Origin of the sequence: Alteromonas hispanica (genome assembly GCF_010500915.1) — a bacterium.
In the GTDB taxonomy this organism is placed as follows: Bacteria; Pseudomonadota; Gammaproteobacteria; order Enterobacterales; family Alteromonadaceae; genus Alteromonas; species Alteromonas hispanica.
On sequence record NZ_JAAAWP010000011.1, the window covers coordinates 47,856 to 72,516 of the forward strand.

A 24,661-nucleotide genomic window follows, 5' to 3' on the forward strand; every position below is an offset into this window, starting at 1 on the left:
TATTTATATATTAGCATGACATTTCATCATTTTGAAGGTTATCACTGCAGGTAGGAATATAAGTATGAGCTCTACTGATACGGCGTCTAACGCAAATAAGATGCCTCTTTACATTGCAATAATGGTCTTCATAGCCTCTCTCGTTGCTCTCTTAATGGCAGCAGGGCAGGGCAACGCAACGCAAACCATGGGTCAACGCGAACCAGTATCCGTTGTACTAACCAAGGTAGAAATGCGCCAACAATTTGAAACTCCTATCAATGTTTTCGGTTTAATTGAGTCTCCTAAGTCGACCATGTTGTCCTTCGACTCGAGTGGAGAAGTGACAGAGGTGCTGGTAGAAGAAGGTGACACAGTGTCTAAGGGGGATGTTCTAGCTCGTTTAGATACACAGCGCCTTGTTGCACAGCAAAAAGAATTAAGCGCTTCTTTAGAAAGGGTAAAAGCTGATTTAAATTTAGCTAAGATAAACAATGATAGAACTCAATCCTTAGTCAAAAAAAAATTAGAGTCAGCACAGCGACTCGATGAAACTCAAGCGGCGTTAAACGTAGCCGCTGCAAGAGTAAACGAAATAAGTGCATCGTTAAATTCAATGAATGTCGCACTTGATAGAGCTATTCTTTATGCACCGTTTGATGGACAGGTAGATAGCCGTCTTTTTGATGAAGGGAGTGTGATTAATGCCGGTATGGCGGTCATTGGCGTTACCAGTAACGATAAATATCAAGCGAGATTTGCAGTGCCTGCTGATATTGTGGATCAGTTTGAGATTGGTGAATCTGTAACAATGCAGGTGGGAGAGAGCGATGTGCAGGGAACGGTCAGTCAGCGTCTCGCCGTAAGAAATATACAAACTCGTACCGTCGATATTCTTGTAAGCTTGAGCAGTAATACGCAGGTGCGACCTGGCGACATGGCTATTCTGTCTGGCTCCCGCATTCATACCGAGCAAGGAGCATGGCTTCCTGTTTCAGCATTAAGTAACGGTTTAAGGGGGCTGTGGCGCGTGCTCGTTTTAGACAATCAGGGTGGTGACAATGGTGTTGGTACCCTTCAGGCTCGAGTAGTAGACGTAGTTTATACAGATGGAAGCAAAGCATTTGTGCGAGGTGCACTAAAAGAGCAAGAGCAGGTGGTTGTCGGCGGTACCCATAAACTCGCACCAGGCCAGCGCGTTAAAGCTGGTACTGCAAGCGCTGAACTGGGCGAGATGATGCCATGAAAACTCCAAGCCTTGATGACAATAAAGCTTACCCTTGGTACACGCTTTTTTATCGCAGAGGGCATTTACTCGTACTCAGCTTAGTGATCATCTTGGTTGCCGGATTATCCGCACTGGGCTCTTTGCCACGTATTGAAGACCCTCGAATTGACACTCGAAACGCACTTATCATTACTCAGTATCCTGGCGCTTCTGCAGAGCGTGTTGAAGCACTTGTTAGCGATGTGTTAGAAGATAGGCTACGAGAAATATTCGAGATAAAAGAAGTTAAATCTACCTCGCGAGCAGGTATATCAATTATTCTCATTGAAACCCAAGATTGGATTGATAATAGCAGTAACGAAGAGTTATTTAGCGAGATACGAGATGCTATAGGGGCCGCATCAGCCCTATTCCCCGAAGGCACTTCCGCTCCTATTTTTGATGAAAAGCGGGGCGCGACGGCGTTTACTCTGCTGTTATCTTTGCGTGCTGAGCACCCCGATACAACCCCAATCACGTTGACAGCAAGACTTGCCCAAGAGTTAACGGACCGCCTGCGAAATGTAAGCGGTACCGAGCTTGTTCGCGTGTATGGAGAACCAAACGAAGAAATCAGCGTTAGCATCGACCCCATAAAGCTCGCGGCCACGGGGCTTACCCTTCAGCAAGTGAGTGCGAGAATACAAAACGCCGACCCTAAACTGCCTGCCGGAATGTTAAATACTGAGCAGAGTAACTTACGTTTTAGTGTGAGCAAGGGGCTAAGTGGTGTTGATATGATTGCCGCGATCCCCCTTATAAATCAAGGTGGTCGCTATTTGCGAGTGGAAGATGTGGCTAGCGTCACCCGCGGTTTTAGTACCCCCCGCAGCGAACTGGCATTTCTAGACGGTAAAGAGTCTATTTTTGTTGCCGCGCGAATGCAGCCATCTCTGCGTTCTGACGTGTGGACAAAAAAGGCGTTAGCAGAAGTAGAACAGTTTAACCGCGACTTCGATGGCACGTTAACCGCATCGGTTGCCTTTGAACAAAATGAATACACAGCTACCCGCTTGGCAGACTTATCGATGAACTTATTGATGGGCTGTGCTGTGGTCATGCTGGTAATCTTACTGTTTATGGGCTTTAGAGCAGCATGGATTGTGGGGTTAGCGCTGCCGCTTTGCGCTTCGTTTGCGTTGTTTTCGTTAAGTTTTTATGACGAGCAAATACATCAGATGTCAATTTTTGGCATGATTATCGCCATTGGTCTGCTAATCGATAACGCTATTGTTATAACCGACGAAATACGTATCAACCTGCAAGATCCACAGCTTACACGAGTGGGGGCGATGGCAAAAAGCGTAGCGCATTTGTTTGCGCCGTTACTGGCTTCAACGCTTACAACCGTGTTGGGCTTCATGCCTATCTTTTTGCTCAATGGAAACATAGGTGATTTTATCGGCCCTATTGCGATAAGTGTGGTGATGGCGCTAATTGGGTCTCTGTTTATCTCGCTCACTATCATTGCCGCATTAGCCGCACGTTTTTTGCCTAAAAATGATGGAGTTGCCGAGGGCACTAATGTCGCCGAACAGGCAACAGAAAACTCCTCGTCTTCTTGGTGGCAAGTGGGTATTCAAGCTCCTCATTTAACTGCCGCATTCAGCAAGCAGCTTGGGCGTTGGATAAAGCAACCTACGCTAGTTATTTCTGCGATCTGCGTTTTGTGTTTGTCTGGTTTTGCGCTTTCAACTCAACTTGCCAATGTGTTTTTCCCTAGTGCCGACCGAGACCAATTTGAAGTATACCTTTGGACACAAGAGGGCAGCAGTATTGATAACACAAGCGCTTATGCCTTAAGTGTAGATCAGCAGATTAGACAATACGATGGTGTCGAGCAGGTGAGTTGGCTGGTGGGAGGTTCAGCGCCTTCCGTTTACTATAATCAAACTATGACCCGCGATAATATGCCTTACTTCGCTAATGCGGTAGTGACAACCCGCACGGTGGAGGGGGCATCATCCTTAGTGGGCAAGCTACAGAAAGACCTAGATAATTTGTACCCAGAAGTTCAAATAGTGGTACGCGCATTCGGGCAAGGCCCGCCTATAGCTGCGCCTGTAGAAGTTGAAATTTTTGGGCCAGATTTAAACACCTTGAATGAGCTGGGAGAGCAAGTAAGAGCATTGATGTCAGAGATTGACGGTATTTCTCAGTCGATTGCCAGTATCTCCATGGGCGAACCAGAACTGAACGTAGATACAGACAGCGACAGACTGTCGTATCTGGGAATATCGTTGGCAGACTTGGCCGCCCAAATGCAAATAAACTTCTCCGGTATTACCGGGGGCTCGGTACTTGAAAGTACGGAAGAAATACCTGTACGAGTGCGTTTAGCTGAGTCGTTCAGGCAAGACGTAATGGGGGTAGATGCAATGCCGATCCCGGTAGCCGCTGACAACGCCGTTTCGTGGTCTCCACTTGCCGCTGTAACAACCTTATCGCTCAACCCTGCTACAAGCAGCATTACTCGGGTAAACGGCGAGCGGCTTAACCGAATTCAGGCTTTTCTTTTACCCGGCGTTCCGGCCATAGATGCTAGCAATACCTTAAGAGAGTTGCTTGATAAAAACTTAACGCTACCTCAGGGATATCGAATTCATCTCGCGGGTGATGCGGATGAGCAGCAGCAAGCGTTAGGTCAATTGGCAACTTATGCACCTGTGCTACTAGTACTTATGATTACTACGCTTATTCTTACTTTCTCCAGCTTACGTATGGCCAGCGTTATCGGCTTAGTCGCTGTTTTATCTGTGGGCTTAGGCATGTTCAGTCTGTGGTTATCAGGGCTTCCGGTAGGGTTTAATCCACTGCTTGGCTGCGCAGGTCTTATAGGGGTTGCGATAAACGGCTCTATTGTTGTGATTGCTGCCATTAATGCAAACCCTAAGGCGAGGTGTGGAGATACCAAAGCCATTGTCGAAGAGACAATGAGCTGTAGTCGTCATATTTTATCTACTACATTTACCACAGTAGGTGGGCTTATTCCGTTATTACTGTTTAGTGAAGGAAGTTTTTGGCCACCACTTGCTGTTGTAATAGCGGGGGGCGTGGGCTTTTCTGTCATGCTGTCGCTGGTGTTTACGCCTACTATAGTGGCTGCGTTTAAACGCCATCAGCATAAACGCAGTCAACTAAATGCTTCACCTATGAATACAGGCAGCGAACCAGCGTAGCGGTTTAAGGTAAACTATCTATTTTTAAATCGCGTATATAAAGTGCGATGTAAAAGTTTGTCGTAGGAAGTGTCGACGCATATGCAGAAAAAGTCGTTAGTTAAACGTTGGTTAACCACTGACTGCGCCACATGCAGGCGATACCGTCTTTACGTTCTTTGGGCCGTTATAATGTTGATAGTGTATTTATATGTCTGGCAGTAGTGTAGAACCCATATTTATTAAAGCCGCGTCAAAAAGCAATGGCTTAACCAGTATAGTGTTAGGCTGTGTCGGGCTCGTATTGTCTGCTTTGTGGCTTAGTTTGCTACCTGAATGGTTATTTTTGGCTGGCATTTTCTTAACCAGCGCTGCCATAGTGTGTTTGCTTATCGGTTTTTTTAAAGTTCGCGAGCCCAACTATAGCTTGGAGATCGCTAAAGACTTCATTACATACCGACATAGACTGGGAAGCTGGCGAATTCACTGGGATAACCTGCAGCGCGCAGATTGCCCGCGAATACGACATGGTCTCGACCACGTGGCGCTGGAAACAGTGGGCTTCAAACTGAAAAGCTATACCGATTTTCTCAACACGATATCTCCACGCTTAGCTACGCACTTGTTGATGGAGCAGCGCCCCTTGCTATTGCACAATTCAGACAGTAATTGCGCTACGGGGAGCTGCTACGAGCAATCGATGTTTGACGATAAGCACTTTGTTTTAGACGACGGAACAGCCATTACTGGGATAAAGGCGATGCTTGCTCATCGCATGGTAGAGTTGCGAAAGCGTTTGGGCTACGACATTTTCATTGCGAGTTCAGAGCTTGACAGGGAACCGTGCGACTTTGCGGCATTAATTGTGCAGTGCCAAAACGCCCGAAGCGAGCCGCAAGGTAGCGATTAGAACCCAGAGATCAGTGAATCGAGTTATAATAATCGTGAGTTAGGGTCAGTGGCTCTCAGTATTTTCAAATATAATCTTGTGCGCCTCTTTGATTAAATCGGGCAAATATTCATCGATAAGGTGAGCTTGCTCTAGTTTCAACGCAATTTCTAATTCCTTCGCTAAATGCTGAAGACGCGGTAAGCCTGTGTAGCAACAAGCTCCATGAAGCTTGTGAACTTCGGCAAGAAGCTCTTCTCGGGCATCTTGCTGTTGAAGTGACTCAATAACACGCAAAGTGTCTGGCAGCATGGTAATAAAGTCGTTCAAAAGCTCCTTAGCTGCGGATTGGTTTTGATTTGCCCGCTTTAACGCAAGCTGCCAGTCCACAGACGGAAACACAATTTCGCCAGGCTCTACGTCGTGGCACCAAGTTTTAATCAGTGTAATTAACGACTCTATTTCAATAGGTTTAGGAAGGTAATCATCCATTCCTGAGGCTAGTAACCTTTCTCGCTCCTCTTTAAGCGCATGTGCTGTAACAGCAACAATAGGGGTGCCCATATTCATTGCTGTTTTGCGAATCTCACGAGTAGCTTGCACACCGTCCATACCGGGCATTTGAATGTCCATGAGGATTAAATCAAACTCTTGTGTCTGGCATTTATTTACGGCGTCTTGGCCGCTAATGGTGGTCGTTAGCGAAATTGCCGAATCATCTAGCCAAGTATTTAAAAGCTTTAAGTTCATTTCCATGTCGTCTACTGCAAGCAATTTTGCTTTGGGCAGCGAGTCTACGCGCTCTTTAAGCGGGTTGAAGTTGGGTAACGCCCGATCGCTCACTAATGTATCAAGCTTAGTCAACGTCATCGGCATTCGAATTTGAGAGTAAAAATGCTGATTAAGATTTTTATATTTTGTAAAGGGGGCAGGACCTGAGTACCACAGTACTCTGTTTTTAGCAGGGAATTGCACAAACTTGCGCAGATGCACATGTCTGTTCTCTACTTTGCTAACTGGCGCAGTAGCCATAATGTAATCGTACTGCCCTTGTAATGTGCCAAGGTACTCAAGAGATTCCACACTTGTGATGTTAGCGCCAAGGGCTTTTAATATGGTGGCGCTAGCTCTTCGCGTAGCGGGGATAGGATCGAAAATAACCACTTTTTTATCTATCCAATCTGGGTGATGCGTGGGCGCCACTTTTTGACTTAATTGATTCATCTTAAGCGAAACGTTGAATATTGAGCCCTGCCCAAGCGCGCTTTTTAGCGTAAGAGTACCGTTCATCATACGAACGAGTTCGCGGCTTATTACAAGTCCTAATCCAGTTCCCTGGTAGCTTCTATTTAATGCGTCATCAACTTGGGAAAATGCATTGAAAAGCTTTTTCTGATCATGGCGACTAATACCAATTCCAGTATCTTTAATCTCAATATTGACTTCGTGTAGACCGTGCTCTAGCGCACGCCCACACACAGCAAGGGTAATACTGCCGGTGGATGTAAATTTAAGTGCATTACTTAGAAGATTGTTGAGAATTTGCTTTATTCGAAAGACATCGCCAATCAGCTTTTCTGGCAAAGGTGCGAGGTCAAATACAAACTCAATGCGTTTGCTATGAGAAGACTTAGCCATAATGGTGACCATTTCTTCGAACAGCTTGTTAGGTGAAAAGGGTTGATTATTTAACGACAGTTTACCTGCCTCGATTTTAGAGAAGTCGAGCACATCATTAACAATGGTGAGCAAACTGTCGGCGGCCGTATTGACTATCCTCACCTGCTCCTGCTGGTCGGTGGGCAAGGACGCGTTGTTGAGCTCTTTACTAAAACCCAAAATAGCATTGAGAGGCGTTCGAATTTCATGGCTCATATTGGCTAAAAACTGCGATTTTACGTGGCTGGCCTTGATAGCATCTTTACGGGCAATATCTAAACGTACGTTCTGCTCTTCAATCAACTCCATATTATTATGTAAATCGTTTGTGGCTTGCTCCACGTCATACTCAAGCTGACTTCTACTTTTTTCCATGAGGGCAATTGAGAACAAGCTGGACTCTAGAAATACGCCAACCTGAAAACAGTAGGTGGTAAAGTCGTTGGTGGGAAGAATACCGAATAAGCTGAGCATACCAACAATTGCGCCGGTGGCTAATAACCCCCAGGCGACAATAAAATATCTCGCGGGTTTAAACTTATTGAAAAAGGCCTCAAAGCCAGCTGCGACATAGCTTAATATCGATACTACACCAACGCCGTATACAAGGTTATTCTTCCACATCGGCGGAATAAGATCGGCAAAACAAACCAAGCCGATTAGCGTTTGTGCTACCAGCATTAGCTGTAAAATGGGATGCAAAGTAGGCGCATTGTTTTCACTGTCTAAAAAAGAAATAGTGAATAGGCCTGAGGTAATACCAATAATGACGAAAATGAGTTCGGTGTGGCCCACGAGCCACACGGGAATACCTTGGGAAAAGATAAAGTGAGTATGGCCTCCCCACACAACCTGCCACAAGATTACGGCAAAAATGTAGCCTACGTAAGCTAAAACACTTTTTTCTCGCACACCGATATACAGCACTAAATTATAAATCGCTAATATCAGCAGCCCTCCGTAAAAGACACCCCATAACAAGCTATCGAGTTGAAAATAACGATTATGATGTTCCGCAGCCTGCGCGCGAAGAGGCACAATTATACTGGATGATTGACTTTCAACACGTATGTATAAGTCTACTGGACTCGCTGAGTCTATCTTTGCGTGTAAGGTAGGAACCCGAAACTGTTGTTCTAGCTGAACTTTGCCCTGACGGCTTTGTGCGAGGATTCTGCCGTTTTGAATGAGATAAAAGTCTACTTTATCTAACTGGCTAAAGTTGATAGTAAAAACCCAGTCAGAAGTATTTGATACATTGGTAACCGACGAAAGAATCCATACGGCGCTGTTTTGAAAACCAAAGTTCGGATTACTACTAGGATGTACCAGAAAATCATTCTTCCGGCGCGCGATATCGTTAATGCTAAGTTGATAATTAGTTTCGTACAAATAGTACAAGGAGTCTGAAAGGTCGAGTGTACTATCTTCATCGTACAGTTGCTTTATATGCTGAGCATGGGCAACAGATGCAAAAACTGACCATAAAATGCTGAAAGCCAAAAGCAAAGCGCGTGAAAAGGGCATGTACGTCTATTCTTTTTTGATTTTATTCTAGGGTAGTTTGGTCTTTGTTTGCAACAATCTCAGCCCAAACTAACTCGCTTTATTTAACACCGTTTTCTTTGTATAACAAAGAACGGTGGATAACACTACCACAGTTTACTTTGCCGCATTTTTATTGCGCTATCTATTGGTAAAGTTTGCACCCACAGTCGGTTTACCTCACAATGAGATTAAACGCTCTTGTACTTATTCAAAAAGGCGTGCTATCACAATTTTTACAGCGACCTCGCAGCCACAAGCGCATTGGTATTAATAACAAAACGAAAAAATTATCATGAGTGACGAGATCATTATTAATAGCGAAGGCGTGGAACAGCTCGCCATGAGACGTTTCACTGAAGACGCTTATCTTAACTATTCCATGTACGTAATTATGGATAGAGCATTACCCCACATTTCAGATGGGTTAAAGCCTGTTCAGCGCCGCATTATTTATGCGATGTCAGACCTTGGATTAAGTGCAAACGCAAAATATAAAAAGTCAGCCAGAACCGTGGGTGATGTACTAGGTAAATTTCATCCCCATGGCGATTCGGCTTGTTACGAAGCCATGGTGTTAATGGCACAGCCGTTTTCTTATCGATATCCACTGGTTGACGGACAGGGTAACTGGGGGGCACCTGACGATCCTAAATCTTTTGCTGCCATGCGTTATACCGAAGCAAAACTGTCTCGCTTTGCCGAAGTATTGTTGAATGAGCTCGGTCAGGGCACGGTGGACTGGGTACCGAATTTCGACGGTACTTTAGAGGAGCCGAGCACGCTTCCGGCACGGCTTCCGCATATTTTGTTAAATGGCGTAACAGGTATTGCAGTAGGAATGGCAACGGATATCCCTCCTCATAACGTGAGGGAATTAGCCTCAGCCTGTGCAATGCTTTTAGACAATAGCAAGGCAGATTTAACCGACGTACTTGAGCATGTAAACGGGCCAGATTATCCCACGGATGCGGAAATAATAACGCCCAAATCGGATATCCGTAAGCTTTACGAAACCGGGCGTGGCTCAATTAAAATGCGCGCTGTATATCACGAAGAAAATGGCGATATCGTTATCACCGCACTGCCGCATCAAGCATCCGGTGCTAAAATATTAGAACAAATAGCTGCGCAGATGCAGGCTAAAAAGCTGCCTATGGTGAGTGACTTACGAGACGAATCGGACCATGAAAATCCCACTCGACTTGTCGTTACGCCGCGCTCTAATCGCATTGATGTAATGCAGCTCATGCAGCACCTTTTTGCGACTACAGATTTAGAAAAAAATTATCGCGTAAACCTCAACATGATTGGGTTGGATGGACGACCTCAGGTTAAAGATTTACGCACAATATTATCTGAGTGGTTGCAGTACCGAAAGGATACAGTTACCCGCAGACTGCAATACCGACTAGATAAAGTTCTGGCTCGACTGCATATATTAGAAGGCTTACTCATCGCCTTTTTAAATATTGATGAAGTGATAGAAATTATTCGTACCTATGATAAGCCAAAGCCGGAACTTATGACCCGTTTTGGTTTGAGCGATAAGCAAGCTGAAGCAATTTTAGAGTTAAAGCTTCGTCACCTTGCTAAGCTCGAAGAAATGAAAATTAAGGGCGAACAAGACGAGCTTGCCGCGGAAAGAGATAAGTTACAAACTCTTCTCGGCTCAGATAGACGCTTAAAGACACTTATTAAGAAAGAGATTTTAGCCGACGCTGAAAAATATGGCGATGATAGGCGCTCTCCAATTGTTGAGCGAGGCGAAGCTAAGGCGCTGTCTGAAAAAGAACTCATACCCGCCGAGTCGATCACCGTGGTGTTATCCGAAAAAGGCTGGGCCCGCTGTGCTAAAGGGCACGATATTGATGCAGAAAGCTTAAGTTATAAAGCCGGCGATGGATACCTTGGAAGTGCAGAAGGTAAAAGCAATCAGCCTGCCGTATTTATGGATTCTTCTGGACGAACTTTTTCCTGTGATGCTCACGGCCTACCGTCTGCACGCAGTCAGGGAGAGCCACTTACCGGCCGCTTTAATATTGTAGGCGGAGAGTCCTTTGAGCACGTCATAATGGCATCAGATGACAGTAAGTTTTTGGTGGGATCAGATGCAGGTTATGGGTTTGTAGGCACATTCAAAGACATGGTAAGTAAGAATAAGGCAGGTAAAGCCTACCTATCCTTGCCTGTTGCAGCGAAAGTTTTAGCGCCAATACCGGTGTCTAACCCAGAGACAGATATGTGTTTAAGCATCTCTAACGAAGGAAGAATGCTTATGTTTCCTCTTAGAGACTTACCGAGTTTAGGCAAGGGGAAAGGCAACAAGCTTATCAATATTCCTTCGGCAAAGTCTCAATCGAGAGAAGAGTATGTGAAAGTACTTGCCGTTGTACCTGAAGACGCCTCCGTTAAAGTTATTGCGGGTAAACGCAATATGACGTTGTCAGCTCAAGATTTAACACACTATCACGGAGAGCGCGGAAGACGAGGCAATAAACTTCCAAGAGGGCTACAGCGAGTCGATGGCGTCGAAGTTGTTTTCGACAGCACGAATAAAAGTGGCGAAACAGCGGATTAATTACCAAGTTTGCCATCCGTGAACTACACTTTTTTAAGTATTTAAAGGAATAGTCAGATGTTAGGAATCGTCTTTACATCGTTAATCGATATGTTGGAAGAAAACGTCTCTCCAGAGTTCGCTGATGACGTCATCGTGGCAGCAGAGCTTGAAAATGACGGGGCTTATACCGCTGTGGGCTACTATCCGTATTCGGATATGGAGCGTCTATTAGGTGTTCTGATAGAGAAAACAGGAAAATCAGCCAACGAACTTCTTTATGACTTTGGCTACTACCTTTTTGGCAAGCTAGCCGCGGTTCACGGCGATGTGTTGGCTAATACCGAGGGTATGCTAGACATGTTAGGCCACCTTGACGACGATATTCACGTACAGGTCAAAAAGCTATATCCCGATGCAGATTTGCCGCGCTTTAAAGTGTTATCGAGAACAGATACTACCATGCGTCTTCAATATTATTCTGAGCGCGATCTTTTCGCTCTTGCAGAAGGTTTAATGGATGCATCTGCAGATCATTTTAATTGTAAATTGGAGCGTGAAACTCACCAGCTCGCCACTCCTCACACATACGAATTCAGTATAGCTGTCATTTCATAGGGCAGGATATGTCACAAGACTCAATAAACGGTGACAAACGTATTGCGTTACTAGAGCGCCGATTAAAGCGAGAAAAAAACGCAAGGGAACATGCTGAAACACTGCTTACGGAGAAGTCTCAGTCGCTTTACATTGCGTTACAAAAAAGTCAGGAAGCGCAAACCGATTTAGAGCTTGCGCTGTGGGCCTCTCAGGAGTCTTTTTGGAGCTGGCATGCTGACACAGATCTCATGGAAATCCGCTCTTTTTCTCTATATAGCGGAAATCGTTCTATGTGGTCGGGCACAGTAATTCAGTTACTCGCTCGGGTACATGAAGACGATATTGATAACCTACAGTTCCATTGGTCTATGGCTGTGCATGGCAACCGAGATCGTATTGAAGTGTCTTTTCGATTGCGGTTTAAAAACGACTTTCAATGGATACGTCTACGAGGCCGAGTACTGAAACGAGGCACTTCGAATGAAGCTCTTAATATCGTTGGTACTACCAAAGATATTACGCAACAGCGCAAAGCGGAACAGTCTTTCGATTTAATGGCCTCAGCATTTGCCAGCTCTAGGGAGCCCATGCTGGTACTAACCCCCAATCTTGTTATTACCGAATGCAATGATGCGTTTCTTCGCATGCTAGAAGCGCCAGTGAAAGAGGCCTGTATAGGCCAAAACTTTAATGATCTATTGGTATCGGAACGCGTTGATGAAACGACTCTACTGCACGATAAGCAAGCTCGCTTCGAGTCGAAAATAGATTCTCTATCTGGGGTGACTCGTAGCGTGGATATTTCAATAGCGCTGTTTGAAGCACACAGGCAAACCTCTTCATACCTTATCGCAACACTAAGAGACGTTAGCGACAGAAAGCGCAACGAAGCGCGACTTAGGCAGTTGGCGCAACACGATGACCTTACGGGGCTGTCTAACCGAAATGCACTTCGCGAGTCTATCGACTCATACGCCGATAATGGTGAACCATTCCTTCTTGTATTTCTAGATTTAGATGGCTTCAAAGCTATTAATGACAGCGCTGGTCACGAGAAAGGCGATGAAGAGTTGCAGCGAGTGGCAGCGCTACTTACCGCAATGTTCGGCCCTATCGGTGAAGTTGGACGATGGGGGGGAGATGAGTTTTTAGTGCTGCTAAAAGGGCTCTCTTCGCAAAGCGTGAAAGAGAAGTGTGAAAAACTGATTGAACAAATAGAGGAGGAAACCATTTATGCTAAAGGCACAGAATTGCGTTTATCTTCTAGTATCGGTGTTGCGACTTATCCAGAGCACAGTGACGAAATAAAAAGCCTTATTCAATGTGCAGACGCGGCTATGTATCGGGCAAAAGAATTAGGTAAAGGGCAAGTATTTATCTACGAACCTGGGCTGTACGAGAGTATGACGCAGCAGGTGAGCATGGTAAACGACTTGCGAAAAGCTGTTGAAAACCACCTTCTTGATTTTTATATCCAAGGCAAATATGACCTACATGGGAATTTAAAAGGAGGAGAAGTGTTATGCCGGTGGATATCAGGCTTGCACGGTGTGGTTTCTCCTACTGTGTTTATTCCCATTGCTGAGGAGCACAATCTCGATAGCGCTATCGGTTTATATGCAATAGAAGCCGCGTGCGACTATATCTCTATAATGGAATCGCAACAGGGAGAGGCTATTCCCCTATCGGTGAACATTAGTGCGAATCAAATGCTTGATAGCGAGTTTCCTAATAAAGCAATTGATATTTGTCGTGCGAACCATGTATCACCAGAATACATAGAGCTAGAGCTCACCGAATCGGTTTTTATTCGTGATGAAAAGGCCGCCTTGCGCTCGCTTAACGTGCTTCGTGAACTAGGTTTTAGGCTGTCTTTAGATGATTTTGGTAGCGGCTTCTCATCGCTTAGCTACCTGAGAATGTTTCAATTCCAAGTGGTGAAAGTAGACAGGAGCTTAGTAAAAGGCGTGCATGAAGATAGTAAGGCCTATGCCTTATTTAGCGGCCTGATTACCATGCTTCGCAGTTTAGAAATTGATGTTGTTGCGGAGGGAGTTGAGCTAGAGACTTATTTACCCTTTATGGAACAGGCCGATGTGCAATTAATGCAGGGATTTTATTTCGATAAGCCCATGCCTTATGATCAGTTCTTGGCGCGCCACACTTCAGACACTAAGCGATAGTAGACGTTCAAGTATCTCTATAAAACGCTATCAGCGCTAAAAAAGCCCCAGTGCACGATTTTTATGAACATTGGGGCTTTAGCTGTTAATGCTGTTTTATCAATACCTTATTTGGCATTGGTACTTTCAAAAATTTTATCTGCAGAAGCAGCCACAAACCCTTGATAACGTTTACCGTTTGGCATGTCATACCGTTGAGCAAATTCATAAAAGCAACTGGGGATAGATAGGGTTTCTTCAACAAATGCCACTTCGGCCCTGTCTGCCATAGTAGATGACTGCGCTAAGAACACATCTGGGCCGCCTTTAATTTCGCCGCCCGACGTGTTTAACACAAATCCAGCCTCTTTAAGCAGCATATTAACGTCGCTTAATTCGTTAGTTTTACTTAAGTGATTAACACTTACCGTAAAGTGGTTCGCTCTAAAGCCCCAAGCCGCCATCCAAGCTGCGTATTCAGACTCGTTTAGCAGGGTGTCGTATTGCGCCTTGCTGACATCCCAGTGCTTACCAGAATACAAGAAGTTGTCGGCGTCGGTGATGTTGCTGGGCATCTGAGCAACAAGTTCTTTAATGATATCTTGTGCGTCATCCGACAGCTCATCAACACGAAGCTCACTAATAAACACTTTTGGTTTTGTCTCGTCTGGGTGCTCAAAGTGTTTTGCGGTCAGTTTCTTAGCTTCAAAGTTGTAATCGCCTTTTGCTTCATAGCCCAGTGCTAGAAAATGCGCTGCTAATTTATCAAGGCGGGTCTTGTCTAACGCAAAGGTTCTAAATGCCACATGGTCGTTAACAATATTGCTATTGTTTTCTTCACCGGCGAGCAGTGTATGAATTTTGTGTGCAGACGGCGTTATTTTTACGTAGTCTTCCCACATGTTGGCAAATAAAGTATCGATATTGCTATGCATTTTAGTAGGATCCTTGCATTTTTATAATGATAAGCCAGGGCTTAATTTACCCGGTAGCGTAACTTTATCGAGCTCAACTGACGCCACAGGGTACGCGCAATAGTCTGCTGCGTAGAAGGCGCTGGCTCTGTGGTTTCCACTGTCGCCAATACCGCCAAATGGCGCTGCGCTACTTGCCCCTGTTATAGGTCTATTCCAATTAACAATGCCTGCGCGAATACGAGCAAAGAAGTAACGATAGTCCTCTTCGCTATCACCTAGAAGGCCAGCAGATAAACCAAAGCTTGTATTATTGGCTTCCGCTATCGCCTCGTCGAAGTCTGTATATCTAATTACTTTGAGCAGAGGGCCAAAGTGCTCTTCATCAGGTAAGGAAGCCAGCATATCAGTAACATCGATAATACCTGGTGTGGCGAAGCCTTTTTGCGAATCTGGTTGCGTTAATCGAACCAGTACTTTGCCACCAAGCGCCTCTAGTTCATTTTGAGCAGTAACCATGGAAGCCGCTGCTTTGCTTGAGATCATCGCTCCCATAAAAGGCTGATCTTGCGCGTCATAGTCATCTACTTTGATATTTTTTGTAATGGTAATTAAACGCTCAAGGATGGCGTCACCATTAGCATTAGCAGGTAAGAATAGACGACGGGCACAGGTGCAGCGTTGTCCCGATGTAATAAAGGCAGACTGCACAATATCATGAGCTGCAGCATCAATGTCGCTCACATCTTTGACAATTAAAGGGTTGTTTCCACCCATTTCAAGGGCAAGAATTTTGCCTGGATGGCCGGCAAATTGTTCATGCAGCACTTTACCTGTGCGCGAGCTGCCGGTGAAAAACAAGCCGTCGATATCGTTATGAGAAGCAAGAGCCTTACCTGTTTCAACTTCACCTTGAACAAGGTTAAGTACGCCTTTTGGCAAACCAGCGGCATCCCATAGCTTTACCATTTCTTGAGCGACCATCGGAGTAAGGTCACTTGGCTTAAACACGATAGTATTGCCCGCAATGAGTGCTGGAACAATATGGCCGTTAGGTAGGTGGCCAGGAAAATTATACGGGCCAAAGACGGCAACAACACCGTGGGGCTTGTGACGAATAAATGCTTTGCCCACAGGCATAGGGTTTTCTACATCACCTGTACGCTCGAAAAAGGCTTTTTCAGAAATGCCTATTTTTCCCATCATGGCACCCACTTCCGTTGCGGTTTCCCACTCAGGCTTGCCAGTTTCTTTCGCCATTACTTTGGCTAAATGTTCTTTAGCGCCTTCAAGTTTGCTGCCGAACACTTTGATGATTTCTAGACGCTGCTCTACAGTTTTTAAACTCCATTCAACAAGTGCAGCCCGTGCTGATTTAACAGCAGCATCAATTTGTGACGCAGAAGCCGATTTGCCTTCCCAAATAATCTCATTTTTCGCCGGATCGACTGAAGTCAGGTCGTGACCTTCTCCAGCCACCCATTCACCATTTATGTAATGTGTATGTAGCATGTAGGGTATCCTTTATTAATCTCGAAACGTAACAGGAGCAAAGCGCACTAATTCACCTTCGTTTACGTTTAAGGCGGCAGCGGCTTGGCGCGATAAAACGGCCACGCGTTGCTCTTCGCTGATTGTCATTTCAGCCGCTACGGCGCGAAATTCATCAATAGATGTATTTATTATGTAGTGTGTTTGCCCTTGCGCTGCGGCCATATCGTCAATGACAACAGGAAGCTTCAGGCTTGATTGCGCAGTGCGAATATGACTAAGGTTTGCTTCTACGGTAGGGCCTGCGTCGAAAATGTCCACATAGCCCCTGCAAGAAAAACCTTCTTCTTCCAACAGTTGCAAAGCAGGTCGTGTTTTATCATGAACCTTTCCTATTACATTCTGCGCTGCCTCACTGAGCAAGTTCACATAAATAGGGTATTTAGGCATTAATTCGGCGATAAAAACCTTATTGCCAATACCTGTAAGGTAGTCAGCAGTAGGAAAGTCCATAGAAAAGAAGTGAGTCTCCAGCCACTCCCAAAAAGGAGAACGGCCTTTCTCATCACTTACGCCCCGCATTTCTGCAATGACAGTTTCAGAAAAGCGCTCACGGTGCTCCATCATGAACAAAAAGCGAACCTTAGACAAAAATCTGCCGTTGATACCGCCTCGCGCTTGCTCCCTGAGGAAAAGGGTACAGATCTCTGTCACCCCAGTGTAGTCATTGCAGAAGGTAAGAATATCTACCGTGTTATGGATATTTAATTCTCGAGACGCATGTACCACCTTACTGAGATGATAATGATAGAATGCGTCGTCTATACCTACCGCAGCCTCAATACCAGAGGTACCTACTACCTCACCGGTTGCTGTATCTTCCATGACGAATAAGTAAGATTCGTCGCCTGGCTCTGTTACATTTGATTTATGAAATGCACTCTCGGCGCGATCTATTTTGCGCTGTAAAAGCTCATCATTGACGGGCAGTGACGTAAAGCCAATGCCCGACTCTACGGCAATGGCTTTAAGCGCATCGTAATCCGCTTTTCTTATGGGACGAATGATATTCATATTCACTTCTCTGCTCGAAACTATTCAGCGCTGACAACAGCAGCGATAGCTCGCTCAAAGCGCGCTAGGCCTTCAACAATGTCCTCATCTGGAATAACAAGTGATGGAGCAAAGCGAATAACATTCATACCGGCAATTAGACACATAAGATGTTCTTGAGTTGCTGCTGTCATGAAGTCTTTCGCACGGCCCTGATATTTTTCATTAAGTGCACAACCAAGCAGCATACCTTGCCCTCGAATTTCTTCGAAAACATGGTATTTGTCGTTAATTTCGCCAAGAATCTTACGGAAAAGGGCTTCTTTCTTTAAAACACCTTCTAATACTTCAGGCTGGTTAACAATATCTAATGCTTTTTCAGCAACTGCACACGCCAAAGGGTTACCACCGTATGTACTGCCGTGCGTGCCGGGCTTAAGATGTGCCGCGATACCCGCAGTTGTAAGCATTGCTCCAATAGGGAAGCCTCCACCTAACGATTTCGCTGTAGTGAGAATGTCGGGTGTCACGCCAAGCCCCATGTAAGCATAGAGGTGACCTGTTCGGCCTACACCAGATTGAACCTCGTCTAAAATTAATAGTGCATTGTGCTTGTCACACAGCTCGCGTACACCTTTAACAAACTCGACATCCGGCGTTATAATACCGCCTTCACCTTGCAGTGGCTCCATCATTACTGCACAGGTTTTGTCAGAAATCATAGCCTCGAATGCAGCTAAATCGTTGTAATCACAATGTGTTACTGCACCTGGCTTTGGTCCAAAACCATCAGAATAAGCAGCTTGCCCACCTACGGTTACTGTAAAGAACGTGCGACCGTGGAAACCTTTATTAAACGCAATGATCTGATTTTTATCTTCGCCATATTTGTCTAAAGCCCAGCGGCGAGCTAATTTAAGCGCTGCTTCATTCGCTTCTGCGCCAGAGTTGGCAAAATAGACTTTGTCGGCGAATGTCGAGTCGGCAAGTTTTTTCGCAAGACGCAGTGACGGCTCATTGGTGAATACATTACTCAAATGCCAAAGTTTTGAGCCCTGTTCATTTAGCGCTTTAACAAGCTCAGGGTGGCAGTGACCTAGTACGTTAACCGCAATACCGCCTGCGAAATCGACGTATTCAGCACCCTCTTGGTCCCATACGCGCGAGCCTTCGCCGCGAACCGGCACCATATTAGCCGGGTTGTAGTTAGGAACCATTACATCGTCAAATGTCGCGCGAGTTACCTTCATTATCACTACCTCTACATTGTGCGCTTTCACCGACATGCGATGCTATAAAGCGCAAAAAGTTAAATTAAATACTGTCTCAGTATGCCATTTTTTTTAACATTTGTCTTGTGTTGAACAAGCTCTAGCCCTTGATTTACAAGGACTCTGGCTTAATTTGCAAGAAAAGTGAATAACTATTAAATGCTGAACAATATCATTAAGTAATAAGGTAATTTACAAGCCAGATTTGACCCGTAGTGAAGCGTAAAGGTGAGTGAACCTTACTTTAACATCCACAATATTTGTACTTATGGGGTCGAGTTGACGGTGGGAGGGATGCATGAATATCCAGAAAAAATTAATCTTCAATGTCACTTTTAACCAGCGGCAGAGCGAAAATGTCGGTATTTTTCAACGTAGCTAATGCTCCGGCGGGAAAGTGTTGTGCCAACAATTCACTATTGGCTGCTGTAGCTTCAATGAGTTTGTTTTGGTGTAACAACCTAATTCGAGCGTATATCCGAGCCTGTGAGAGCGCACTTTTAAGCACGTCAGTAGGAGTCTGTGTTTCGCTAAGTGTGGCTGTGTCGCTGAGCGCGCTGGTTGTGTCGGAGCGTTGATTGGCAACTGCTCGCATAGCAGGTGCAATAAACAGCCGTTTTAACGATAACTCATCTAGCAAATCGGCATTAAACGTATCTGCAAATGCGTGCTGTAAAGCAATTAAATGGTTGGCTGAGGGAATAATTTTAGTCAGAGCATCATGGCGCTTATGCTCCCTATCTTTTTGGCACTCTTGCAATAGGTGCATTTGTACTTTGTCGAACAATCGAAAGTAAAGCCGGGTGACCGCACAGCGGCCTAAATTGCTAAGCATGCCCAACATATACCCGTGGCCTTTGTGCGTGCCTGCTGCTTCTGCGATGCACCGTGCGCTAATAGCTACGCCAGTAGAATAGGTCGCCAGTTTTTGTTTTATGAGCGGGTATGGGTCGGTTATTTGCGGGGTTGCTCGCTTTACAATGAGGAATGGAATAAGCAGCCTCAGGTTTTCTATGCCTAAAAAGCTGAGCGCCGTCCTAAGAGTTTCGACAACGATAACTCGCCCACGAGAGTCTTTTCTTCGAAAGCGTGCCGTATTGACCACACTGATGAGCTCGTCGTACATCCAGGGAATAGTTGCAACAATGGGTTCCAATTTTGAAACAGAACAGGCGCGCACGATCAATGCGTCGAGCAGCTCACCTGTATTTGACGGCAAGTTGAGAACATTTGCCATCACATCAGGAACGTCTTTAAGATATTCAGACATCTCCTCTACAATGATATCGTGAAGCTGATAGCTTACAGATTCAATGTAAGACGTTTCAGACGTTTTCTGCAGTCTTTTATTTTCGATCGCCACTTTCTCAACGTGGAGCAACTGGCGGCGGGCATCGCCTTGTTCTGATTGCTCAAAGCTCACCTCACCCGCACGGCGCTTGCCGATCATGTCATAAACTCGATCCGTTGAGATAACAAAGTTCTCAAAGCGTTCCGTTACATTAGGCGGCTCAGTTGATTTCATAGGCACGTACGATGTGTTTCCCTGATTTAATATCTCTTCCGTTACCGTATTGTCATACATTTTATGTCACTTTCCCACATCCGAGTAACCCAGCGGCGTGTTTTGATGAAAAATGGGTTGTCTTAGTGATAAACAAAAGAAAACAAACAGCGCGTTCTTCTGTCTATACAGATAACTATCGGCAACACTCAGATTTACTTAAAAATTTACTTGGCGCTAAATTTAAATATCAACTGAAGCGCTAACGCCTGAAGGGACGTTATTAGAAAGAGTAATGAAACGACGTAATACCGCATGTCCGTGTTCAGTGAGCAAGGATTCGGGGTGATATTGAACACCCCAGATCGGCATGTTTTTATGTGAAATAGCCATTACTTCGCGTTCACCACAGTGCGTATTACACCATGCGTCTACGTTTAATTCGGCTGGTAAACTTTGTGGTTTGAGAACTAACGAATGATATCGGGTAACATTGAAAGGGCTCGGCAATCCGGTCAAAAGACCTTCGTTATTGTGCTGTAACAAAGATACTTTACCGTGTTTTATTTCTTTTGCGCCCACAACGTTTGCACCAAAAACTTGCCCGATAGCTTGGTGCCCCAGGCAAACACCGAGTATGGGTATACTACCTGCAAACTTTTCAATGGCGCTTAAACTAACACCTGCTTCATTTGGCGTGCAGGGACCAGGCGAAATGACCAATTGAGAAGGCGCTAAGTCAGTAATCTCATCCAGCGTTATGGCATTGTTGCGCACAACTTTCACATCAACACCTAGTTCTACAAAATAACGGGCTAAGTTATGCGTGAACGAATCAAAATTGTCTATTAACAATAACACAGCAGCGTTTGACCTCGGTGCGATAAAAGGAGTGAGGGAAACAAAACGTAAACAAAATTCATTACATGCTGAACAACATGGTTATCAAAAACATTAAATTAATGTATCCAGCATGTGCTTCTAAAATGAATATAGCGTTTGGTAGCCTAGGGCTTAGGAATAAAGCCTACTGCGTCATACACTTTCTTCAACGTGACACTTGCTCGCTCAGAAGCTTTTTCTGCGCCACTGCGCATTACTTCGTCTAAGAAAGGTCTGTCTGCACGAATCTGTGCATATTTTTCTTGTATCGGTGTTATGAGCGAAACTACCGCTTCTGCAACATCGCCTTTAAGGTGGCCATACATTTTATCTGTATATTCAGGCTCAAGCTCTTTTACCGATTTACCTGTTGATAACGACAAAAGAGAAAGCAGATTTGAGACCCCTGGCTTTTCTTGAGGGTTGAAGTAGATATTTGCCTGTTCATCAGAATCGGTTACAGCACGCTTTATCTTTTTGGTTAATTTTTTAGGGTCTTCAAGCAAGCCAATGAAGTTGTTTGGGTTAACATCCGACTTAGACATTTTCTTCTCAGGCTCTTGTAAGCTCATAATGCGAGCGCCAAAGTCTGGAATATACGGGTCGGGAAGTTTGAATACGTCGCCGTACAGGTTATTAACTCGTGTAGCGATGTCGCGCGTTAATTCTAAATGCTGCTTCTGATCTTCACCTACTGGAACTTTGTCTGCCTGATAGGCCAAGATATCTGCCGCTTGCAGCACAGGATAACTGTACAAACCCACGTTAATGTTGTTTTCATTTTTCGCAGACTTATCCTTGAACTGGGTCATTCTGTTTAATTCGCCCATTTGTGCGTAGCAATTCAACACCCAAGAGAGCTGTGCATGCTCAGGAACATGAGACTGCATGAAAATGGTGCTTTTCTGTGGGTCGATACCACAGGCTAAATAAAGCGCAAGGCCGTCTAAACAGGCATCAAACAACTGCTTAGGATCTTGACGTACGGTTATGGCGTGCAGGTCAACAATCATATAAAGGCAGTCGTGATCGTCCTGCATGGAAACCCACTGTTTAAGTGCACCCATGTAATTTCCTAGGGTCAGTTGTCCAGAAGGCTGACAGCCACTTAATACAACGGGTTTGTTACTCATTATTTTTTACCTGTGTTTGTGTTTTTAAATTATGCTTGGTTGATTGAAGCTAGTTCTTTGCGCATGGCGTCTATTACTTCACCGTAATCATCCTGAGAGAAAATAGCGGATCCAGCGACGAACATATCTGCTCCCGCCTCTGCGATGTCGCGAATGTTATCTACTTTTACGCCACCGTCAATTTCTATTCTTATATCGTAACCACTTTCAAGCACGCGTTGCTTGACTGCGCGGACCTTGTCCAGCGTGGAAGGAATAAATTTCTGGCCGCCAAAGCCCGGATTTACTGACATTATAAGAATGTGATGGAGTTTATCCATCACATGATCTAAGTAATGCAGTGGTGTCGCCGGATTAAAGACCAGCCCAGGTTTACAGCCTGAGTCGATAATTAGCTGTAGTGAGCGGTCTATATGTTCAGACGCTTCCGGATGAAAGCTGATATAAGACGCACCTGCGTTGGCAAACTTTTCTATGAGATCATCAACCGGTTTCACCATCAAATGAACGTCGATTGGTGCAGTAATGCCGTAATTGCGCAATGCATCACAAATCATAGGACCAAACGTTAAGTTGGGCACATAGTGATTGTCCATTACATCAAAATGCACGATATCGGCGCCCGCATTAATTACTTTCTCTACATCAGCACCAAGTTGTGCAAAGTCTGCAGACAATATGGAAGGTGCGATTAGATATGGTTTCATCATTCATCCTTAGTGAGTAATACATCTGGAATTATTACCGTTCAATAGTGCGAAAGTTTAACTAAATCTAGCGAAGTTTACTATGCAGACCTTCTTTCACCTGAGTAAAACATCTACCTACTGTTATTTGCGTGCTTCGAAGGTGGTGCTGGCCTGCCCACTTTTGGTGAATGCGCGTTAATCTGGTGCATTTTTATTCATGTAGACTGCATGACTATCCCTTTTGGTTTTTAAGGATGATTTAAAAATAGAATTAATATCAATGATTTAAAATTTATTTGGCTTGTTTTTACAGGTTGTCATAAACGGGCATCAGTTTTGCGTTAGCCAGTGCAAATATAAAAATACAGACAGAAAAACAAATTACAACAAATTGAGATTTGACTGGAGAACACACATGAAAACGTCTATCAAAAGAACACTCGTTGCCGCTGCCATTTCATCAGCGTGTCTATTAACGGCAATGCCGACTTACGCAGAAGTTACTGCAAACGCAAGCTTTACCAGTAACTACATTTGGCGTGGTCTTACGCAAACAACGAACGATGCGGCAGTTCAAGGTGGTATTGACTACGCTCACGAGAGCGGTTTCTACGCAGGTACATGGGCATCGAATGTTAACTATGGTGCGGATGATATTTACTCATACGAGCATGACTTGTACTTCGGTTTTTCTGGTGAATCAGAGGGCGGCGTAGCGTACGATTTTGGTTACTTGTACTACAACTATGATGCAGAAGCGGAGTTCGATTTCGCAGAAGTATACGGCTCAGTAGGCATGGGTGGTCTAAGTCTTACTCTTTCATTGCTTGCGCATACAGAAGCAGATGAAGGCGAAGGACAAGACTTTGGCTTTGGTCAGGCATCTTATGTGTCATTAGATTACGGTACGCCTGTTTTAAATGGTGCAGAGCTTGGCTTGCATATTGGTTATCACCAAGGCGACTTCGCTGAAGCATTCAACGGCGTTCCAGATGGTTATGCAGATTGGGGTATCTCTCTATCTAAAGACGGTTTTAGCTTCGCTGTTACTGGTACAGACCTAGACGACACCGGCGCTGACGCGTACGACAATGATGCAGTGAAATTTACTGTAAGCTACGGCATGGATTTCGAGCTTTAAGTCTTAGTACAATTCTGCGCGGGTTCATTACATATTCGCAGTCTGTGTTGGCGTAACTAGTGTCGACTCACTGCCTGAATTGTGAGAAGTAGGCACAGATAAATACATAAGTATACGGACCTTTTAAACCCAGCATTAACATGCTGGGTTTTGCATTTACATTACACAATTGATATGAAAGTATATTATGCTTGTTCAATGCCTTGTTTGGATTATAATGAGGTGATAAATTAACCGAGTGACAGGAGTATTCAGGATGAAAGTTCTCACGTTTTTTGCTTTATGTGGTGTTATAGCGCTTACCAGCGTTTTTGCTGTGTCAGCACCTACCACCCGGGCGTCAGTGTGCGATTTTCAGCCTGTCACTGATTTTGATCCAAAACTTCCTGCCAGCCATGTGGTGAATCAGTGTGCTCGTTATCAAGAGGGAGTTGAAGAGATCAGCTGGTTCTCTTGGATTGCCGGTAAGTCATCGTCATTTCAATTTCACTTCTTCGACTTACTTGAATTGCTTCACAGCGATAAACACAACGACTTCTCTTCATCTCCAAACGACACCCAGTAATGCTCCGCATGTCTGACACCGGCTTTTGGGCTACGGTAGGTAGTGTTCTTGCTAGTTTGTTTGGTGTCCAAAGCCATAAAAACTATGAACGGGATTTCACGCGAGGGACGTTTATTACATTTGCAGTCGTTGGCATCGTGATGGTGGTATTGTTTGTTGTGAGTCTTTTTTCTTTCGTTAAATGGTATGCTGGCTAAAG

General features: G+C 44.8%; 18 protein-coding genes. 9 read left to right on the forward strand and 9 right to left on the reverse strand.

Annotated features, from left to right (window positions below; translation table 11 throughout):
• Positions 1 to 64: 64 nt before the first annotated feature.
• The 3 genes from GTW09_RS15110 (at position 65) to GTW09_RS15120 (ending at position 5,314) form a co-directional block, all read left to right on the forward strand.
• Positions 65 to 1,225, forward strand: a complete 1,161-nt coding sequence (locus GTW09_RS15110; RefSeq protein ID WP_163112552.1) for an efflux RND transporter periplasmic adaptor subunit — start codon at positions 65 to 67, stop codon at positions 1,223 to 1,225.
• Complete coding sequence (locus GTW09_RS15115; RefSeq protein ID WP_163112553.1) at positions 1,222 to 4,425, forward strand: efflux RND transporter permease subunit; 3,204 nt, start codon at positions 1,222 to 1,224, stop codon at positions 4,423 to 4,425. Before GTW09_RS15110 ends, GTW09_RS15115 begins: the two co-directional genes overlap by 4 nt.
• Positions 4,426 to 4,615: 190 nt before the next feature.
• Positions 4,616 to 5,314, forward strand: a complete 699-nt coding sequence (locus GTW09_RS15120; RefSeq protein WP_100970805.1) for a DUF2982 domain-containing protein — start codon at positions 4,616 to 4,618, stop codon at positions 5,312 to 5,314.
• A 45-nt stretch (positions 5,315 to 5,359) separates the two neighbouring features.
• Here GTW09_RS15120 and GTW09_RS15125 read toward each other — a convergent pair whose 3' ends face one another.
• A complete protein-coding gene (locus GTW09_RS15125) occupies positions 5,360 to 8,479 on the reverse strand; it encodes a hybrid sensor histidine kinase/response regulator (RefSeq protein WP_163112554.1) in 3,120 nt (1,039 codons plus the stop codon).
• Positions 8,480 to 8,792: 313 nt separating this feature from the next.
• Between GTW09_RS15125 and parC the strand changes: the two genes are divergently transcribed.
• The 3 genes from parC to GTW09_RS15140 are packed head-to-tail and all read left to right on the forward strand — an operon-like array spanning position 8,793 to position 13,840.
• Positions 8,793 to 11,078 carry a DNA topoisomerase IV subunit A gene (gene parC / locus GTW09_RS15130; RefSeq protein WP_163112555.1) on the forward strand — a complete coding sequence of 762 codons (2,286 nt, stop codon included), beginning with the start codon at positions 8,793 to 8,795 and terminating at the stop codon, positions 11,076 to 11,078.
• A gap of 57 nt (positions 11,079 to 11,135) precedes the next feature.
• A complete protein-coding gene (locus GTW09_RS15135; protein WP_163112556.1) occupies positions 11,136 to 11,675 on the forward strand; it encodes a heme NO-binding domain-containing protein in 540 nt (179 codons plus the stop codon).
• A gap of 8 nt (positions 11,676 to 11,683) precedes the next feature.
• On the forward strand, positions 11,684 to 13,840 hold the full coding sequence (locus GTW09_RS15140; RefSeq protein WP_163112557.1) for a putative bifunctional diguanylate cyclase/phosphodiesterase: 2,157 nt from the start codon (positions 11,684 to 11,686) through the stop codon (positions 13,838 to 13,840).
• Between the two features lie 107 nt (positions 13,841 to 13,947).
• Here the strand turns inward: GTW09_RS15140 and GTW09_RS15145 are convergent, their stop codons facing one another.
• The 8 genes from GTW09_RS15145 to rpe all read right to left on the reverse strand — a co-directional run bounded on the left by GTW09_RS15145 (position 13,948) and on the right by rpe (position 22,774).
• Complete coding sequence (locus tag GTW09_RS15145; protein WP_163112558.1) at positions 13,948 to 14,754, reverse strand: DUF1338 domain-containing protein; 807 nt, start codon at positions 14,752 to 14,754, stop codon at positions 13,948 to 13,950.
• A 21-nt stretch (positions 14,755 to 14,775) separates the two neighbouring features.
• Positions 14,776 to 16,245 carry a succinylglutamate-semialdehyde dehydrogenase gene (gene astD / locus GTW09_RS15150; protein ID WP_071978449.1) on the reverse strand — a complete coding sequence of 490 codons (1,470 nt, stop codon included), beginning with the start codon at positions 16,243 to 16,245 and terminating at the stop codon, positions 14,776 to 14,778.
• A gap of 15 nt (positions 16,246 to 16,260) precedes the next feature.
• The gene (gene astA, locus GTW09_RS15155; RefSeq protein WP_163112559.1) at positions 16,261 to 17,298 is read right to left on the reverse strand and encodes an arginine N-succinyltransferase; all 1,038 of its coding nucleotides are present in this window, start codon (positions 17,296 to 17,298) and stop codon (positions 16,261 to 16,263) included.
• 20 nt (positions 17,299 to 17,318) lie between these two features.
• A complete protein-coding gene (locus GTW09_RS15160; protein ID WP_163112560.1) occupies positions 17,319 to 18,527 on the reverse strand; it encodes an aspartate aminotransferase family protein in 1,209 nt (402 codons plus the stop codon).
• Positions 18,528 to 18,864: 337 nt separating this feature from the next.
• Positions 18,865 to 20,133 (reverse strand): HDOD domain-containing protein, encoded by a 1,269-nt coding sequence (locus GTW09_RS15165; protein ID WP_203565788.1) that lies wholly within the window; start codon positions 20,131 to 20,133, stop codon positions 18,865 to 18,867.
• Positions 20,134 to 20,295: 162 nt separating this feature from the next.
• Positions 20,296 to 20,913, reverse strand: coding sequence for a glutamine amidotransferase-related protein (locus tag GTW09_RS15170; protein ID WP_163112561.1), 618 nt, complete (start codon positions 20,911 to 20,913; stop codon positions 20,296 to 20,298).
• A gap of 146 nt (positions 20,914 to 21,059) precedes the next feature.
• On the reverse strand, positions 21,060 to 22,067 hold the full coding sequence (gene trpS, locus GTW09_RS15175; RefSeq protein ID WP_163112562.1) for a tryptophan--tRNA ligase: 1,008 nt from the start codon (positions 22,065 to 22,067) through the stop codon (positions 21,060 to 21,062).
• A 29-nt stretch (positions 22,068 to 22,096) separates the two neighbouring features.
• On the reverse strand, positions 22,097 to 22,774 hold the full coding sequence (gene rpe / locus GTW09_RS15180; protein ID WP_071978453.1) for a ribulose-phosphate 3-epimerase: 678 nt from the start codon (positions 22,772 to 22,774) through the stop codon (positions 22,097 to 22,099).
• A 397-nt stretch (positions 22,775 to 23,171) separates the two neighbouring features.
• Between rpe and GTW09_RS15185 the strand changes: the two genes are divergently transcribed.
• The 3 genes from GTW09_RS15185 to GTW09_RS15195 all read left to right on the forward strand — a co-directional run bounded on the left by GTW09_RS15185 (position 23,172) and on the right by GTW09_RS15195 (position 24,659).
• Positions 23,172 to 23,897: a TorF family putative porin gene (locus GTW09_RS15185; protein WP_163112563.1), complete on the forward strand. Its 726-nt coding sequence runs from the start codon at positions 23,172 to 23,174 to the stop codon at positions 23,895 to 23,897.
• A 256-nt stretch (positions 23,898 to 24,153) separates the two neighbouring features.
• Positions 24,154 to 24,462, forward strand: a complete 309-nt coding sequence (locus GTW09_RS15190; RefSeq protein ID WP_071978455.1) for a hypothetical protein — start codon at positions 24,154 to 24,156, stop codon at positions 24,460 to 24,462.
• Positions 24,463 to 24,470: 8 nt separating this feature from the next.
• A complete protein-coding gene (locus GTW09_RS15195; RefSeq protein WP_163112564.1) occupies positions 24,471 to 24,659 on the forward strand; it encodes a DUF2970 domain-containing protein in 189 nt (62 codons plus the stop codon).
• Positions 24,660 to 24,661 lie beyond the last annotated feature (2 nt).